17 protein-coding genes are annotated in these 16638 nt (G+C 51.0%); 3 read left to right on the top strand and 14 right to left on the bottom strand.

Going from position 1 to position 16638, the window contains the following annotated elements; all coding sequences use genetic code 11:
• Positions 1 to 187: 187 nt before the first annotated feature.
• From QZ375_RS07510 to QZ375_RS07465, 10 genes are all read right to left on the bottom strand, one after another.
• Positions 188 to 430, bottom strand: coding sequence for an acyl carrier protein (locus tag QZ375_RS07510; RefSeq protein WP_295217514.1), 243 nt, complete (start codon positions 428 to 430; stop codon positions 188 to 190).
• Positions 431 to 511: 81 nt separating this feature from the next.
• Positions 512 to 1330, bottom strand: a complete 819-nt coding sequence (locus QZ375_RS07505) for an acetyl-CoA carboxylase carboxyltransferase subunit alpha (protein ID WP_295217512.1) — start codon at positions 1328 to 1330, stop codon at positions 512 to 514.
• Positions 1331 to 1332: 2 nt separating this feature from the next.
• Positions 1333 to 2193, bottom strand: a complete 861-nt coding sequence (gene accD / locus QZ375_RS07500; RefSeq protein ID WP_295217511.1) for an acetyl-CoA carboxylase, carboxyltransferase subunit beta — start codon at positions 2191 to 2193, stop codon at positions 1333 to 1335.
• A gap of 56 nt (positions 2194 to 2249) precedes the next feature.
• Entirely contained in the window at positions 2250 to 3608 is a 1359-nt protein-coding gene (gene accC / locus QZ375_RS07495; RefSeq protein ID WP_295217509.1) for an acetyl-CoA carboxylase biotin carboxylase subunit, read from the bottom strand.
• A 12-nt stretch (positions 3609 to 3620) separates the two neighbouring features.
• Positions 3621 to 4058, bottom strand: a complete 438-nt coding sequence (gene fabZ / locus QZ375_RS07490; protein ID WP_295217507.1) for a 3-hydroxyacyl-ACP dehydratase FabZ — start codon at positions 4056 to 4058, stop codon at positions 3621 to 3623.
• Between the two features lie 12 nt (positions 4059 to 4070).
• A complete protein-coding gene (gene accB / locus QZ375_RS07485; RefSeq protein ID WP_295217505.1) occupies positions 4071 to 4544 on the bottom strand; it encodes an acetyl-CoA carboxylase biotin carboxyl carrier protein in 474 nt (157 codons plus the stop codon).
• A 12-nt stretch (positions 4545 to 4556) separates the two neighbouring features.
• Complete coding sequence (fabF, locus tag QZ375_RS07480; RefSeq protein ID WP_295217503.1) at positions 4557 to 5795, bottom strand: beta-ketoacyl-ACP synthase II; 1239 nt, start codon at positions 5793 to 5795, stop codon at positions 4557 to 4559.
• A gap of 111 nt (positions 5796 to 5906) precedes the next feature.
• The gene (fabG, locus tag QZ375_RS07475; protein ID WP_295217501.1) at positions 5907 to 6647 is read right to left on the bottom strand and encodes a 3-oxoacyl-[acyl-carrier-protein] reductase; all 741 of its coding nucleotides are present in this window, start codon (positions 6645 to 6647) and stop codon (positions 5907 to 5909) included.
• A gap of 155 nt (positions 6648 to 6802) precedes the next feature.
• Positions 6803 to 7729 (bottom strand): enoyl-[acyl-carrier-protein] reductase FabK, encoded by a 927-nt coding sequence (fabK, locus tag QZ375_RS07470; RefSeq protein ID WP_295217499.1) that lies wholly within the window; start codon positions 7727 to 7729, stop codon positions 6803 to 6805.
• Between the two features lie 194 nt (positions 7730 to 7923).
• Complete coding sequence (locus tag QZ375_RS07465; protein ID WP_295217498.1) at positions 7924 to 8931, bottom strand: beta-ketoacyl-ACP synthase III; 1008 nt, start codon at positions 8929 to 8931, stop codon at positions 7924 to 7926.
• A gap of 275 nt (positions 8932 to 9206) precedes the next feature.
• Between QZ375_RS07465 and QZ375_RS07460 the strand changes: the two genes are divergently transcribed.
• From QZ375_RS07460 to QZ375_RS07450, 3 genes are read left to right on the top strand one after another with little or no spacing between them, the layout of a single operon-like run.
• Positions 9207 to 10118, top strand: a complete 912-nt coding sequence (locus tag QZ375_RS07460; protein WP_295217497.1) for an ACP S-malonyltransferase — start codon at positions 9207 to 9209, stop codon at positions 10116 to 10118.
• The gene (locus tag QZ375_RS07455; protein ID WP_295217496.1) at positions 10118 to 10957 is read left to right on the top strand and encodes a shikimate dehydrogenase; all 840 of its coding nucleotides are present in this window, start codon (positions 10118 to 10120) and stop codon (positions 10955 to 10957) included. The genes QZ375_RS07460 and QZ375_RS07455 overlap by 1 nt, the downstream gene beginning before the upstream one ends.
• An 11-nt stretch (positions 10958 to 10968) precedes the next feature.
• Complete coding sequence (locus QZ375_RS07450) at positions 10969 to 11466, top strand: shikimate kinase (RefSeq protein ID WP_295217495.1); 498 nt, start codon at positions 10969 to 10971, stop codon at positions 11464 to 11466.
• A 442-nt stretch (positions 11467 to 11908) separates the two neighbouring features.
• Here the strand turns inward: QZ375_RS07450 and QZ375_RS07445 are convergent, their stop codons facing one another.
• The 4 genes from QZ375_RS07445 to QZ375_RS07430 form a co-directional block, all read right to left on the bottom strand.
• On the bottom strand, positions 11909 to 12889 hold the full coding sequence (locus QZ375_RS07445) for a leucine-rich repeat protein (protein ID WP_295217493.1): 981 nt from the start codon (positions 12887 to 12889) through the stop codon (positions 11909 to 11911).
• A gap of 146 nt (positions 12890 to 13035) precedes the next feature.
• On the bottom strand, positions 13036 to 13464 hold the full coding sequence (gene nifU, locus QZ375_RS07440) for a Fe-S cluster assembly scaffold protein NifU (RefSeq protein WP_295217491.1): 429 nt from the start codon (positions 13462 to 13464) through the stop codon (positions 13036 to 13038).
• Positions 13451 to 14641 carry a cysteine desulfurase NifS gene (nifS, locus tag QZ375_RS07435; RefSeq protein ID WP_295217489.1) on the bottom strand — a complete coding sequence of 397 codons (1191 nt, stop codon included), beginning with the start codon at positions 14639 to 14641 and terminating at the stop codon, positions 13451 to 13453. The genes nifU and nifS overlap by 14 nt, the downstream gene beginning before the upstream one ends.
• A 395-nt stretch (positions 14642 to 15036) precedes the next feature.
• Positions 15037 to 16326, bottom strand: coding sequence for an O-acetylhomoserine aminocarboxypropyltransferase/cysteine synthase family protein (locus tag QZ375_RS07430; RefSeq protein ID WP_295217486.1), 1290 nt, complete (start codon positions 16324 to 16326; stop codon positions 15037 to 15039).
• Between the last annotated feature and the right edge of the window lie 312 nt (positions 16327 to 16638).

Here is a 16638-nt window from a genome sequence, read left to right as displayed (position 1 = left end):
GTTTCTTCGACGGTGCAGCCCGGGATAAGGGATATTATACAAATCTTCGAAACACTGATAGATAAAAATTGCGAATGAAAGTTTTGACAATCCAGGCACATTCTGCATGACTCTCCAAACGCAAAAAACCGAGGACACGCAAATGTATCCCCGGTTTTTGTTTTACTTTTCGAAAAGTCAAAGCGGATTAGTCCTTGTTCTCTTCAACATAGTCCACGATATCGCCAACAGTCTTGATGCCTTCCAGTTCTTCGTCTGCGATCTTCACGCCAAACTCTTCTTCTACAGACATTACCAGATCTACAACGTCCAAAGAATCTGCACCCAGATCATCCTGAATGTTTGCTTCCGCAGTTACTTCGTCTTCATCCACGCCCAGCTGATCTACAACCAGATCCTTCAGCTTCTCAAAAATTTCTTCTTTTGCCATTTTTTCTTCCTCCAAAAATTGATGTTGCACCTCAAAACGAGGCGGCGTCACGGGAATTTCTCCCAAAAATCAACGCATTTCTTAGTTTTCCTGGAACACGCCGATTTTCCTAAACTTAGTATACCGTTCTTTTTGCAAAACGTCAATATCTTTTTGTAATTTTTCTGCTATCGTTTTCACCAAATATTCCTTGATATTTCCGGAAATTTTGTCTATATCGTTCTGCGCACCGCCCTCAGGCTCGGGAATGATAGCTTCTGCCACCCCGAACCGCAGCATATCCTCAGCAGTGATCTGCATCACCTCGCAGGCATCCTGTTCCCGTGAAGCGTCCTTCCAGAGAATAGACGCTGCACCTCTGGGAGAAATGACGGTATACAGCGAATTTTCCAGCATTCCCATAGCATCGCACACACCCAGTGCCAATGCACCGCCGCTTGCGGCTTCGCCCAATACCACGGCGATCACCGGGGTTTTCAGCATCATAAATTCCGCAATATTCCGGGCGATCGCCTCGCCCTGTCCCCGTTCTTCTGCCTCTACCCCACAGAATGCACCGGGGGTGTCAATAAGACAGATGACTGGGCGATGAAATTTCTCCGCCTGATGTGCCAGACGAAGTGCCTTGCGGTATCCCTCCGGATGGGGCATAGAGAAATTGGACGCTTTGTTCTCCTTGAGATTGCGTCCCTTCACTTGTGCCAGAACCGTCACCGGTACGCCGTTCAGACGACCGATGCCGCCAATAATAGCACCGTCATCCCCATAGCCCCGATCGCCGTGGAGTTCATAGAAATCCGTGAAGATACGGGGGATATAATCCCGGACAGTGGGACGGTTTTTGTCACGGATCAAAAGCTGGCGTTCCCACGCCGTGCGCCGCTGCTGTTCCTGTTCCATTTTCACGCACCTCCTGATCCGTTTTCTTTGTCATAGCCGTGAAGCTTCAGCAGATGTGACAGCGTACTGCGCATGGTGCGGCGTTCCACGATCATATCCACAAAGCCCTTTTCCTGCAAAAATTCCGCCAGCTGGAAATTGTCGGGCAGCCGCTGGCGAATGGTTCCCTCAATGACACGCCGTCCGGCAAAGCCGATGAGCACCTTCGGCTCTGCCAGAATGATGTCTCCCAGAGACGCAAAGGATGCCGTCACGCCGCCTGTGGTGGGGTCGGTCATGACGGTCAGATAGAGCAGCCCTGCTTCACTGTGCCGTGCCACTGCACCAGAAGTTTTTGCCATCTGCATGAGTGATAAGATACCCTCCTGCATTCTTGCGCCGCCAGATGCGGTGAAAGCAACTACCGGCAGACCCTTTTCCGTAGCAGTTTCAAAGGCACGTGTGATCTTTTCGCCCACAACGCTGCCCATAGACGCCATCATGAAATGAGAATCCATGATGATCAGCACAGCACGAGAACCCTTGATCGTGCATTCTCCGGTGATGACAGCATCCCGCAGACCAGTCATGATCTGAAGCGACTCCACCTTTTTGGCATAGCCCGGAAAATTCAGCGGATCCGAACTGTGCATGTCTGCATCATATTCCACAAACGAACCGCTGTCCACCGTCAGCCGCAGCCGTTCGTTTGCTGTCAGCCGTGCGTGATAATTACAATTGGGGCAGACCTTATTCAGTTCCTGAAACCGGCTTTCCGGTACAGACTGCTGACAGCGCGGGCACTTAAACGTAGGTTCGTGCTCCTCCGGTGTATCATCATTGAACCGTTTGGTTACATTTTTGAATAACTCCTCTAACGCCATGGTTTTGTTATCACCCTACTTTCTTTCTGACGCATCATAATCATACATATGTATCATTATGGTGCATTCTTCTGTTCTTTCAGAAACTTCTCAAGAAATGTATTATCATATGTACCTGCATTGAAGTCCTTGTTTTTGATGAGGGTCAGCAGGAAATCAATGTTGGTGTCAATGCCGTCTACAATAAATTCCGACAATGCCCAGCGCATTTTCATGATCGCCTCGTGTCTGGTAGGCGCATGGACAATGAGCTTTCCGATCATGGAATCATAATACGGCGGAATGGTATAGCCCTGGTAGACTGCACTGTCCACCCGGACACCCGGACCGCCGGGAATGTGCAGCATGTGAATCGTGCCCGGTGACGGACGAAAATCCAGCGCCGGATTTTCCGCATTGATACGGCACTCGATGGCATGGCCTTTCACTTGAATATCCTCCTGGGTAAATGGCAAGGGCTTTCCCTGTGCCACCAGAAGCTGGGTCTGTACCAGATCCACACCGGTGACCCACTCTGTGACAGGATGTTCCACCTGAATCCGGGTATTCATTTCCATGAAGTAGAAATTCCGGTCATCGTCCACCAGGAACTCAATCGTTCCGGCGTTATAATACCCACACGCCTTTGCAGCACGCACTGCCGCTTCCTGCATGGCGTGTCTCAGCTCCGGGGTCATGAGAGGGCTGGGGCTTTCTTCAATGACCTTCTGGTTACGGCGCTGCATACTGCAATCACGCTCACCCAGTGCCACGGTATTCCCCTGCTGATCTGCAATGATCTGAATCTCCACGTGATGAGGTCCAATAATCAGCTTTTCCAGATACACATCATCGTTTCCGAAGAATTTCCGTGCTTCTTCCTTTGCCACCAGCATCTGTTCTTCCAGCTGTTCCTCAGAATCCACCCGGCGGATACCTCTGCCGCCGCCGCCTGCGGACGCCTTCACCAGCACGGGATAACCGATCTCTGCGGCAATCTTCTTTGCCTCTTCTACAGAGGAGACTGCGCCGTCAGAACCGGGCACTACGGGCACGCCGGCAGCCTTCATGGTCTCCTTGGCACGTGCCTTATCTCCCAGCATGGAGATGGATTCCGGAGATGGTCCGATAAAGGTAATGCCGTTATCGATACAAAGCTGTGCAAATTCCGCACTTTCCGACAAGAAGCCAAAGCCCGGATGCAGCGCTGTTGCACCAGTATTCTCACAGGCAGAGATCAGGGCGTTCATATTCAGATAGCTGTCCTGCACAGACGGCGGTCCGATGCAGACGGATTCGTCTGCGATCTCCGCATGAAGCGCTGTGCGGTCTGCGGTGGAATACACCGTCACGCACTGCAAGCCGGCCTCCCGGCAGGCACGGATGATCCGTACGGCGATCTCACCCCGGTTTGCAATTAAAACCTTTTTCAACATGGGTACGCCGCCTTACTGCTCTACTGCGAATTTGATCTCACAGCTGACAGCACGCTTGCCGTCCACTGTCGCCTCAGCCTTGCCCACACCCATAGGGCCACGCTGTGCAATGATCTCCACGGTCAGATCGAGTACATCCCCCGGCACTACCTGACGGCGGAACTTTGCCTTGTCGATTCCGGCAAAGAGGGCGATCTTGCCCTTGAATTCCGGCTGAGACAGAATGCAGACTGCACCTGCCTGTGCCAGCATTTCCACCATAAGAACGCCCGGCGTTACGGGCTTTTCCGGAAAGTGACCCTTGAACCAGAAGTCATCTTCTTTGATATATTTCCGTGCCACGACACGCTTGCCCACTTCCATTTCCAACACCTCGTCAATGAGAAGAAATGGGTCACGGTGGGGAATAATTTCCTTGATCTGTTCCTGATTCAGCAATACTTCTGCCATGTCTGCACTCCTTTACGAAAGAATCATCAGCGGCTGATCATACTCTACCGCTTCGCCGTTTTTCACAAGAATTTCCTGTACCACGCCGTCCACATCACTGGTGACTTCGTTCATCAGCTTCATGGACTCGATAATCAGCACGACATCGCCTTTTTTCACCGTATCGCCCACCTGAACAAAGGGCGGCTGATCCGGAGACGGTGCGGCATAGAATGTGCCCACCAAGGGTGCCTTGATCGCTTTGCCCTGGGGCTTTGGCGCTGCTGGTGTTTCCGCAGAAGCCGCCGGTGCTGCGGTCACAGCTGCCGGTACTGCCTGAGGCATCATACCCATAGACGGCATAGGCGACGGGCATTTCTTCCCCTTTACGGTAATGGTCTTTCCGCCGTCAACGATGGTGATCTCGCCTAGATCTTTTTCTGCCACAATATCTGCCAGCTTTTCAATGGTATCCAGGTCAACCATGTTATAAATTTTTTCACTCATTTGCGTTTCTCCTTAATCCACACACTTCTTAAAGCAGAGTGTGGCATTGTGACCGCCGAAGCCCAAGGAATTGGACAATACAGCGTTCACCGGCATCTCCACCGGACCATCTGTGCAGTAATCCAGGTCGCACTCCGGGTCAGGAGTGGTGAAACCGATGGTCTGGTGAATAAAATCATCGTGGATGGACATTGCCGAAACAATGGCTTCTACTGCACCAGTACCGCCCAGCATATGACCAGTCATGGACTTTGTAGAATTGATCTTCACCTTGTGTGCCTGTTCCTCACCCAGTGCGATCTTCACTGCTTTGGTCTCCAGCATATCGTTCAGATGGGTGGAAGTACCATGGGCATTGATATAGGTGATATCCTCCGGCTGCAGTCCGGCTTCCTGATAAGCATTGATCATGGCTCTGGAAGAAGCACCGCACTCGTCTGCCGGAGCTGTCATATGATATGCGTCACAAGTTGCGCCATAGCCGGCGATCTCTGCATAAATTTTCGCACCACGTGCCTTTGCGTGCTCATATTCCTCCAGCACCAGCACAGCAGCACCTTCGCTCAGGACAAAGCCCCCACGGTTCAAATCAAATGGCGTAGAAGCCTTTTCCGGGTCTGCCTCTGTGGACAGGGCTTTCATGGTACGGAAACCGCCCAATGTGAATTCTGTAATGGTAGACTCGCTGCCGCCTGCCAGGCATACATCCAGATAGCCGTCCTTGATCTTCCGGAAAGCTTCGCCCACTGCGTGGGTAGAGGATGCACAAGCTGTGGTAGTGCAGAAGTTATCTCCACGGAATCCGGTACGGATCGCCACCTGACCTGCTGCCATATTGCCGATCATCATGGGCACAAAAAACGGAGAAATGCGTCCCGGCCCCTTTGCCGCATACTTGGTGTGTTCTTCCTCAATTCTGCCGATGCCGCCGATGCCGCAGCCGATAATGGTACCCAGACGATAGATGTCCAGATCCTTGAAATCCGTACCGCAGTCACGCAGTGCCTGCACCGCAGAAGCCACTGCAAGCTGTGTGAACCGTTCCATGTGACGGATGTCCTTGCGCTCGAAGTACTCCGTAGGATCAAAGTCACGGATGATGCCGGCAACACTGACACCCAGCTCCGTGGTATCAAACGCATCGATCTTCGAGATGCCCAGTGTGCCCTTTTTCACGTTCTCCCAGAACGTTTCCAGGTTATTGCCAAGGGGATTGACGGTCCCCATGCCGGTAATGACTACTCTTTTCATATCGGTAAACCTTTCATTGTTATCATATTTTACGGTAAAAATGCACCTGATACGAACGCAGTTTTGCATGCGTTTCCAGTTCGGGCGAACACAGTTCGCCCCTACAAGGGCTTACATCATAAGACCGCCAGAGATCTCGATGGTCTGTCCGGTGACATAGCTTGCATCATCGGAGCACAGGAAAGAAACGACGCTTGCCACTTCTTCCGGCTCTGCATATCGCTTCATTGCCACGAGTTCCAGCATTTTATTCCGTTGTTCCTCCGTGAGGGCATCGGTCATGGGGGTCTTGATAAAGCCCGGTGCTACCGCATTGACGGTAATCCCTCTTGCGCCCAGTTCCTTTGCCACGGTCTTTGTCATGCCGATGATGGCTGCCTTGGATGCAGAATAGTTGATCTGTCCCGGATTGCCGTAAAGACCAGCCACCGATGCCAGGCTGACAATATGACCGCTGCGCTGACGCATCATAACTGCGCCCACCAGTTTCATCATATTGAATACACTCTTCTGGTTCACAGCAATGACTGCGTCATACTGTTCCTCAGACATACGCACCATGAGACCGTCCTTTGTAATGCCTGCATTGTTGACCAGGGCATCAATAGAGCCGAAGCGCTCCTTCACTGCCTTAGTCATTGCTTCGCACTGGGCATAATCTGCCACATTTGCTGCAAACAGTTCCGCTTCTACGCCCAGTTCACGGCACTGCTGCGCCACCTTTTCCGCATTTGCCTTGTCAGAATCGCTGGGAAAATGGTTGATTGCAATATTGTATCCGTCTTTTGCCAGACGAACGGCGATGCAGGCGCCGATGCCCTGGGATGCGCCGGTAATCAATGCTGTTGCCATAATATGATCTTCCTCTCTGAATTAAAATCATCCATTTTGTTTCGTAGAACAAATCGTAGGGCGGGGGCTTGCTCCCGCCGGAGATTCTGATTCCTACGCGGCGGGAGCAAGCCCCCGCCCTACATATACATATTCTTACAACTTATTATATTTCGTTATTCCCTACCCATCAGCTGGAATGCCTGCTGCCACATTTCTTCAATTACGTCCTTGCAGGGTTTCACCTCGTTGACCATGCCGGCGATAAGACCGCACAGGAAAGAGCCTTCGTCCACATTGCCGTCTACGACAGCTTTCCGAAGAGAACCGACGGTGATTGCCTCGAAATCCTCCGGCGGACAAGCAGCCTTCTCCATGGCCTGGAGCTTCTTGGTGTACTTGGTCTTGATCCCACGGCAAGGGCTGCCGGAATAGAAGCCGGTGATCTGGTTGTCGGTATCCTTTGCCTTGATGACCAGTTCCTTGTATTTCGAAGAGATCTGGCACTCGTCTGTTGCCAGGAAGCGTGTGCCAAGCTGTACGCCCTCTGCGCCCAGCATAAAGGCAGCTGCAATGCCTCTGCCGTCAGCGATACCGCCGGCTGCAATGACCGGGATATCCACAGCGTCCACGACCTGGGGCACGAGACACATGGTTGTATTCATGCCGATATGACCGCCGGACTCCGTTCCCTCAGCCACCAGCGCATCTGCGCCGGCACGCTCCATACGCTTCGCCAGAGCAACGGACGGCACTACCGGAATGACCTTGATGCCGGCATTTTTCCATGCCTCCATGTACTTTCCCGGATTGCCTGCACCAGTGGTAACAATAGGCACCTGCTCATCAATAACCAATTGTGCCAGGTCGTCAGCGTTGGGACTCATGAGCATGATATTTACGCCGAAGGGCTTGTCTGTCTTGGATTTGCAGATACGGATCTGTTCCCGCAGATAATCAATGGGCGCACTGCCACCGGCAATGAGTCCCACTGCACCAGCATTGGAGACAGCGGAAGCCAGGGTGCTCTCGGCGATCCACGCCATACCGCCCTGAATCATCGGGTACTTGCTGCCCAGCAGCTTGGTAATTCTGGTTTCCATAAATATACGTCCTTTCCTTTTGGGATATTTGTTCTCGTAATCTTTCTCAATGAGAAACAAGACATTAGAAATGAAAAATGGCAGTGTTCACTACGCTTATGGATTCAAAAATTGATGTGATCCAAATCACGCTGGTTATTTTCGATCCATCGCCGCAGGCGATACCCTCATTCCTAACTCCTCATTTTCACTTTTTAATATTCCATAATCAGTGCTGCATAAGTCAGACCTGCGCCAAAGCCCACGAGACACACCTTTTCCCCACGCTGGATCTTGCCTTCCCGAATGGCCTCATCAAAGGCAATGGGAATGGAGGCACTGGAAGTGTTGCCGTGGAATTCGATGTTGGTGACCACCTTTTCCATAGGCTGTTTCAGATACTTCATAGCTGTCTCAATGATACGCATGTTTGCCTGGTGGGGTACGATCTTGTCCAGCTCATTCAGATCAAAACCGATCTTTTCCGCCGCCAGAGTTGCCGCCTTTGCCAAGGCATGGACGGCAAACTTATAGACCTCTCTGCCGTCCTGGAGCATGGCGTGTTCCCAGCCCTCAGGACCAGCACCGATGCCATCATCATATTCCGCAAAGCGTTCCGGCTTTACAAAGGGGGACTGAGGCAGGGCACTGTGGGCATAGAGATATTTCGCACCAGTGCCATCTGCACCCAGGTGACTGGTGTACAGTGCATTCTCATCATATTCGATGACCGCCGCCGCTGCACCGTCACCGAAGAGAATGCAGGAAGAACGGTCGCTGTAGTTTGTGATCTTCGACAGGCTCTCGTTTGCCACAACCAGTGCATAGCGCATGGAGGAATCGGTTTTCAAAAAACGATGCGCCGTATCCATGGCATAGACAAATCCGGAACAAGCCGCATTCAGGTCGAAGCACGCTGCATTCATTGCGCCTACCTCACGCTGAATGATACAGGACATAGACGGAGTGCAATACTCCGGCGTAATGGTAGTATCAATGAGCAGACCGATCTCTGTCGGATCAATGCCCGCTGCCGCAATGGCACGCTTTGCCGCCTGTGCCCCCATATACCATGTGGGCGCTCCATCCGAAATATGGCGTGTACCGATACCGGTGCGTGTCCGGATCCACTCATCATTGGTCTCCACGATCTTCGCCATATCATCATTTGTCACTTGAAAATCAGGCGTATAGCTCCCTGTCCCTAAAACATGAATACCCATGCAAAAAATTCCTCCGTTCCTCTTGTCTATTTTTCTTTTTTGTGTTATGATAGTAGATGGATGTGCTGCGCTTTTTGCGGCATGGCACGTCCTTCTGAAAAATAGCTTGCCTGCAATCACAGGATACACTTTCTATTATAGAATATTTTTGCACATTTTGCAACGTTTCCCGGTGGTTTTTCAATCGCAGGAGGAAGAAATACTATTTTTTGCACAAAAATTAAGCTTTGGTTTTGTGCACCTTTGTACAAAACCATGAGAGAGGAATGGTACTTATGGCAACAATTGCGCTCTTTTCCGGTCAAGGATCCCAGTACGAGAAGATGGGACTGGATCTGGTACGTCAGGACGCATCTCTGAAAGAGATCTACAAAACCGCATCGGATGCGCTGGGTTTCGATCTGTATGCGATCATCGCTGACAGTGACGCACAGACTCTGGCACGCACCGTCTACGCACAGCCGGCAATTATGGCGACCTCGTTGGTCTGCTTAGAAGCCGCAAAGAAAAAAGGCTTCACCTATGACGCCGTAGCCGGTCACTCCCTGGGCGAATATGCAGCAATGGTGGCTTCGGGGATGCTCTCCCTGGAGGACGGCTTCCGTGTCATCAAGGCTCGTTCGGAAGCGATGGACGCTGCCGCCAGTGCCGCTGACGGCGCAATGTGTGCGATCCTGAAGCTGGCACCCGCAGAGGTAGAGCGTATCTGCACTGAAACAGAGGGCTACGTCGTTCCGGCGAACTACAATTCCAGTGTACAGACGGTCATTGCCGGCGACCGTGATGCTGTAGAAAAAGCTGCCGCTGCTTGTACCGCACTGAAGGCACGTGCAGTACCGCTGGCTGTGGCAAGTGCATTCCACACCAAGCTCATGCAGCCTGCGGCAGACGCTTTTTATGAAGCTGTCAAGGGTGTGACATTCCGTGAGCCCAACGTTACTTTCTATTCTAATGTATTGGGTACAGCACGGACAGATTTCTCCGACATGGCATCGGCTCTGGCAGCACACATTGTCTCCCCGGTGCGCTTCACAGACGAACTGGCAGCGATGCAGGCTACTGGCATTGACACCTTTGTGGAATTCGGTCCCAAGAACGTCCTCACCGGACTGGTCAAAAAGACCCTCAAGGGTGTTACTGCCAAGAACTGTGAGAACTGCGAAACGCTGGAAGGAGTATTTGCATAATGGAACAGTACACACTCATCGGGCATCCTCTGGGGCATTCCATGTCTCCTTTTATTCACGAGCGGCTCTTTGATATGGCCGGAAGAGAAGCCAGCTATACCCTGACGGACATTGCGCCGGAGCATCTTGCCGGTGAAGAACCGTTTCTGCGGAGCTTACAAGGCTTTAACATCACCATCCCCCACAAAATGGAGGTCATTCCCATGGTGGACGAGATGGACGACAGCGCAAAGCGATACAATTCCGTCAACTGCGTGGCAAACAAGAACGGCAAGCTGGTGGGATATAACACAGACTGCGACGGCTTCACCATGTCAGTAAAGGACTATCCCATGGACGGCAAAGTGCTGCTCATCGGCTGCGGCGGTGTGGGCAGAATGATCGCCACCGAAGCCCTGCGCAGCGGTGCAGATCTGACCATCGGCATTATTCCCCAGAACAAGGAACTGGTGGAGACATTTCTGGCAGAAACAGCAGAGACCATGCCGAATGCAAAGGTGCAGTATCATCTGACATCGGAGATCCACGAAAAATTTGATGTGATCATCAATGCTTCTCCCGTGGGCATGTTCCCAAAAGTGGACGCCTGCCCAGTGCCGGATGAGCTTATCGACCAGGCAGACTATTTCTTTGACGTGATCTACAACCCCACCAAGACCCTGTTTCTCCGCAGGGCACTGGCACAGGGCAAGGTTGCCAAGGGCGGTGCGGCAATGCTGGTACTCCAGGCAGTACGTGCCCACGAGATCTGGAACGGCGACAGCTATACCCAGGAACAGATCGACTCCATTGTCCATGACATGGAGGAGACCATTGACGCACAGAACGCAGGAAAGTGAGGAGGCACAGCATGACCATTTTTCTATGCGGCTTTATGGGCTGCGGAAAGACCACGGTGGGCGAAACGCTGGCGCAGAAGCTGGGGCTGCCCCTCATTGATACAGATGCGTACATTGTGGAACAGGAGGGCAAGAGCATTCCCGAGATCTTCGACCAGGACGGCGAGCCTTATTTCCGGCAGGTGGAAGCCCAGGCGATCCGCACCCTCTGCCGGGAAAAGGCAGTGATCTCCTGCGGCGGCGGTGCCATGCTGAATCCGGAAAGTGCTGCATATGCCAGAGAAAACGGCGCAGTGGTGCTGTTGGACGAGTCTTTCCAGACCTGTTACAACCGCATCAAGGACGACACCAACCGCCCCATTGTGCAGCGCAGCACAAAGGAAGAACTGAAAGCACTGTTTGAGAAGCGTGCATCGGTGTACCGTGCCCACGCATCCCATGTCATCCCCGGCGGCGTTTCGCCCCGGCAGATGGCGGAGCGTATTCTGAAAGAATTGCAGCTGGGGTAAAAAAGTCCTTGACATTTCACTGCAATTCCGGTATAATAAAAAAAGAGAGCATACCAGTCGGCTCGCCATATTGACGAGTCTGCCGAAACCGGCTGACGGTCTGCTCCCCTTATTAAGCAGTAATGATAAAGAATAACCGCCTAAGTTTGGTTGCTGGGGCGGTTATTTCTTTTGGTCATTATGGAAAATGGCGTACAATAACGTCGTATATGTGACAAGAAAAATTCCAACCTGAATCAGATCAGACCATGTAACATAAATATCCATCATGATCACCTCCCTTTTGACAGGGAGCAAGGAAAAAGACCGCCTACCGTTATTTGGTATGCTCTCTTAGGGCAAATGCCCTCGTTTGATATGATAGCATATATGAGAAAATTTGTCAAGATATGTAAAACGCCCTGCGGTTTCCAAACGGAGCCGCAGGGCATTTTGTCAGCTGTTATTCAGTATAGGGAAGTGTGCTGATCAGATGAACAAGAAATTCCAGAAGAAGGATGGCATCATCTGTTCCAAGCTCGCCATTCGCATTACAATCTGCATTCTTTGCAGCAACATCATTGAGTTTTACTGCTCCGGCGGAGGCTTTGTTCAAAAGGACGGCATCAGTAATGTCAAGTCTGCCGTCTTGGTTGATGTCACCGTAAAGAATTCCATCATCCAACTGGACTGAAGAAGATACTGTTGTGACTGAAAGTTCACTTGTTGTAGTCGTAGCCAATGGATCTTCTTTAAAATAAATGACGGGGTAAGATTCGAACGCATACTCACTAATCTCAATCTGAGTCCACTGTTCTTCTGTCCCTGCATAATGAATTTCGGTTAGACTATCACAACCCCAGAACGCTTCGTCCCCAATACTTGTCACACTATTGGGAATCGTAATACTGCTCAAAGCATTACAAAAATAGAATGCACCGCCACCAATACTTGTTACAGTCTCTGGTAATGTAACAATATCACCGCTAGTTTTTCCATCAACTAAAATCCCATTTACCACAACGAAAGGATTTTCTCTCCGTTGCGCCTCTAACCATGGCGTATCAGCAAAGGCATCTGACCCAATATATGTAACAGTATTTGGAATTGAAATATTGATCAAATTTTCATTACCCCAAAACGCTTCAGCCGAAATAGTAGTTACGCTTTCCGGAATGATAATATTGGTTATGCTGCACCAACGAAATGAACCATAGCCAATCATCGTCACTGCAACCCCATCAATCTCCGCTGGAATCTCCACTTCCGTGACATTCATGTCACACCCTGTGATCTTGATTGTCCCATCCTCTAAAAAGGCATAGGTCAGATCACCGTAAGTATACGATTCCTCCGCACTTGCCAGGAACTGCATCTGCGGCACACCTACTGCCAACATCACCCCAGCTGTCACCGCCGCCAGAAGCTTTTTCCAAATCTGCATGTTCAACCATCCCTTTCCTTTTCGGAAAACCCCGAAAAAACTTTTATAAAATTATAACAGAAAAATATAGATACACAATGAATATTCAGCAAATTACGAAAAAACAAAGCCCCGCAGCGCAACCGCCGCAGGGCATTTTCATTCACTCACATATGACACGCTTCACAATTCTCGCAATCCGGGAAAATCTTCGGGTCATAGGCGATGTTGTTTTTATCATAGTAATCCTTGATTGCCGCCTTGATTGCCTCCTCTGCCAGCACGGAGCAGTGCAGCTTGTGGGCAGGCAGACCGTCCAGAGCTTCGGCAACCGCCTTGTTGGTCAGTTCCATTGCCTTGGACAAGGGCTGCCCCAAAATCATTTCCGTTGCCATGGAACTGGACGCAATGGCAGAGCCGCAGCCGAATGTCTCGAACTTTACATCCTTGACAATATCATCTTCGATTTTCAGGTAGATCTTCATGATATCACCGCACTTGGCATTACCGACCTCGCCCACGCCATCTGCATCCTCAATGGTGCCGACATTTCGGGGGTTCATGAAGTGATCCATGACCTTTTCACTGTATAACATAGGTTCTTCTCCCTTCCTGCAAGTCACGCCATACCGGAGACATGCTGCGCAGATATGCCACAACCTCCGGGATGGTCTGAATCATATACTCTACTTCTTCCGGCGTATTCTCCTCCGAAAGAGTCAGGCGCAGCGAACCATGGGCGATCTCGTGGGGTCTGCCAATGGCGAGCAGCACATGACTGGGATCCAGTGAACCAGAAGTGCAGGCAGAACCAGACGATGCGCAGATACCCTTTGCATCCAGCAGAAGCAGCAGGGATTCGCCCTCAATGCCCTCGAAACAGAAGTGTACATTACCCGGCAGACGCTCTGTCCGCTCGCCGTTCAGTACGCTGTGGGGGATCTGGGACAGTCCCTCAATCAACCGATCCCGGAGAGAAATCAGATAGGCAGCGTTTTTGTCCAGATTTGCACAAGCTTCTTTCAACGCCGCCGCCATACCCACGATGGCAGGCAAATTTTCCGTACCGGCACGCTTGTTCCGCTCCTGTGCGCCGCCGTTGATGAGACTGCGCAGGAGCACGCCCTTTCTGACATAGAGCACACCTATGCCCTTAGGTCCGTGGAACTTATGCGCCGACAGGGACAGCATATCAATGTTCATGGCTTTTACGTCAACGGCAACATGTCCCACTGCCTGTACAGCATCGGTATGGAACAGCACGCCCTTTTCCCGGCAAACTGCACCGATCTCCGCAATGGGTTCAATCGTACCGATCTCATTATTGGCAAATATCACGCTTACCAGACAGGTATCCGGACGGATGGCATCCGCCACTTCCTGTGCCGTAATGCGCCCCGTTTCGTGAACATCCAGCAGGGTGACTTCAAAGCCTTCCTCCTCCAGCTGTTTCAGGGTATGGAGAATGGCGTGATGCTCAAAAGCTGTGGAAATGATGTGCTTTTTTCCCTTTTTCGCACCATAGTATGCTGCCGAACGCAGTGCCTGGTTATCGGCTTCGCTGCCGCCGGAAGTGATATAGATTTCTCTCGCCTCACATCCCAGACAGTCTGCAATATCCTGCCGTGCTTTCACCAGTGCCTCTGCCGCAGCCTGTCCCACATGGTGCAGACTGGATGGGTTGCCGTAGACCTGGTCGAAATAAGGCAGCATGGCATCAATGGCAGTGCGACTTGTCTTTGTGGTTGCAGCATTGTCTGCATAGATCTGCATTGGAATCCCCCCATAGGAAAATCATTGCGAATGGATAATACGGGCGGATCATATCCGCCCTACTACCCTGTCACATTTTTAAAATTTATTCCGTTGCAAACATCCCACCGGGATGTTTGCAAGATTTAACTTGTTGAAATGATTTCACAAGGCGGGGCGGTCTTGTTCGCCCCGCCTCGAAAAAGCTGTCGCTTTTTCTCACCACCCTCTCCGCGGCGCAAAAGGATGTGCCGGAATATTTCGCCGTCTGCGGACGGCGACCAGGGCTTCCGCAGCCCTGGACCTGCGCCAGCTGTGCTCAGCTGGACCAGCAGCCTGAGCAACCATCTTGAAAGCGGATAGGAAACATTTTTAGATGTTACAGAATACTGCATCCATACATAAAAAATGATGGTTTACTGAATTGCCTGGAAACCATGCTCCAGATCCACCAGAATATCATCAATATGCTCCGTACCGATGGAGAGACGAACCGTTGTGGCAGTAATGCCGGCAGCCAACAATTCTTCCTCTGTCATCTGGGAGTGTGTGGTAGAAGCCGGATGAATCACCAGCGACTTTACATCTGCTACATTTGCCAGCAGAGAGAACAGCTCCAGAGATTCGGTGAACTTCTGCGCCTGTTCCTTTGTACCGTTCAGTTCAAAGGTAAAGATGGATGCGCCGCCGTTGGGATAATACTTGTCATACAGTTCCTTTTCATGACCGGCGGCAAGAGACGGATGATTGACACGCTTTACCATAGGATGATTCTTCAGGAAATCCACTACCTTCAGAGCATTTTCCACGTGGCGTTCTACACGCAGGGACAGCGTTTCCAGACCCTGTAACAGCAAGAAGGAATGGAACGGCGACAGGCATGCGCCGGTATCTCTCATGAGGGTCGTGCGAAGCTTCATGATATAGGCAATATTGCCGCATGCTTCTGTAAAGACAACACCGTGATAGGACGGATTCGGCTTGGACAGACCCGGATACTTGCCGCTTTCTGCCCAGTCAAAAGTACCGCCGTCTACCACAACGCCGCCCATAACGGTGCCGTGACCGCCGATGAACTTGGTTGCGGAATGTACCACGATATCTGCGCCGTGCTCCAACGGACGGAACAGGAATGGTGTTGCAAAGGTATTGTCCACAATGAGCGGCACGCCGTTCTTGTGTGCGATCTCTGCAACAGCTTCCATGTCAATAACATCAGAATTGGGGTTGCCCAGGGATTCTACATAGACAGCCTTGGTATTGGGGCGGATGGCATCTGCGATATTCTTCGGATCGTGTGCATCCACAAAGGTAGTCTCAATGCCGATCTCCTGGAATGTATTGGCGAACAGATTATAAGTGCCGCCATAAACGGTCTGAGAAGAAACAATATGATCCCCTGTACCAGCAATGTTACGGATGGCATAATCAATTGCCGCCGAGCCAGATGCTGTTGCCAGTGCTGCTGCGCCGCCTTCCAGAGAAGCAATACGCTGTTCGAATACATCATTGGTAGGATTCATAAGACGGGTGTAGATATTGCCGGATTCCGTCAGTCCGAAGCGGCCTGCCGCCTGGGCGGAATCCTTGAATACATAAGAAGTAGTCGCATAAATCGGCACAGCTCTTGCGTCTGTAGTGGGATCAGCCTGTTCCTGTCCTACATGTACCTGTCTTGTCTCGAAACGATAATTCTGATTTGCCATAATCTCAATCCCTTTCTGTTCAACCACCCAAAGGAAGTTTTTTTCTGTAATTGCTATTATACCACTATATTCCTATATCGTCAATAGGTTTTATATGTATTTATGGAATATTTGCAATTTGTACAAAACTATGCCGGTGTGTGTGATTGTAATGCCGCAGGTAACTGTACCACGTTTTTTGGGATTAAGATTAAGATTGCGTTGTAAACGTCCCACCGGGACGTTTACAAGATTTTACTTGATGAAATGGTTTCACAAGGGGAAAGCGGTCTTGTTCGCTTTCCCCTCGAAAAGCTGTCGCTTTTCTCACCC

The sequence above is a fragment of the Ruminococcus sp. genome (assembly GCF_019417665.1).
In the GTDB taxonomy this organism is placed as follows: domain Bacteria; phylum Bacillota; class Clostridia; order Oscillospirales; family Ruminococcaceae; genus Ruminococcus_C.
Note: the sequence above shows the minus strand (reverse complement) of the source record. Positions and strands in the feature narration are given on the sequence as shown.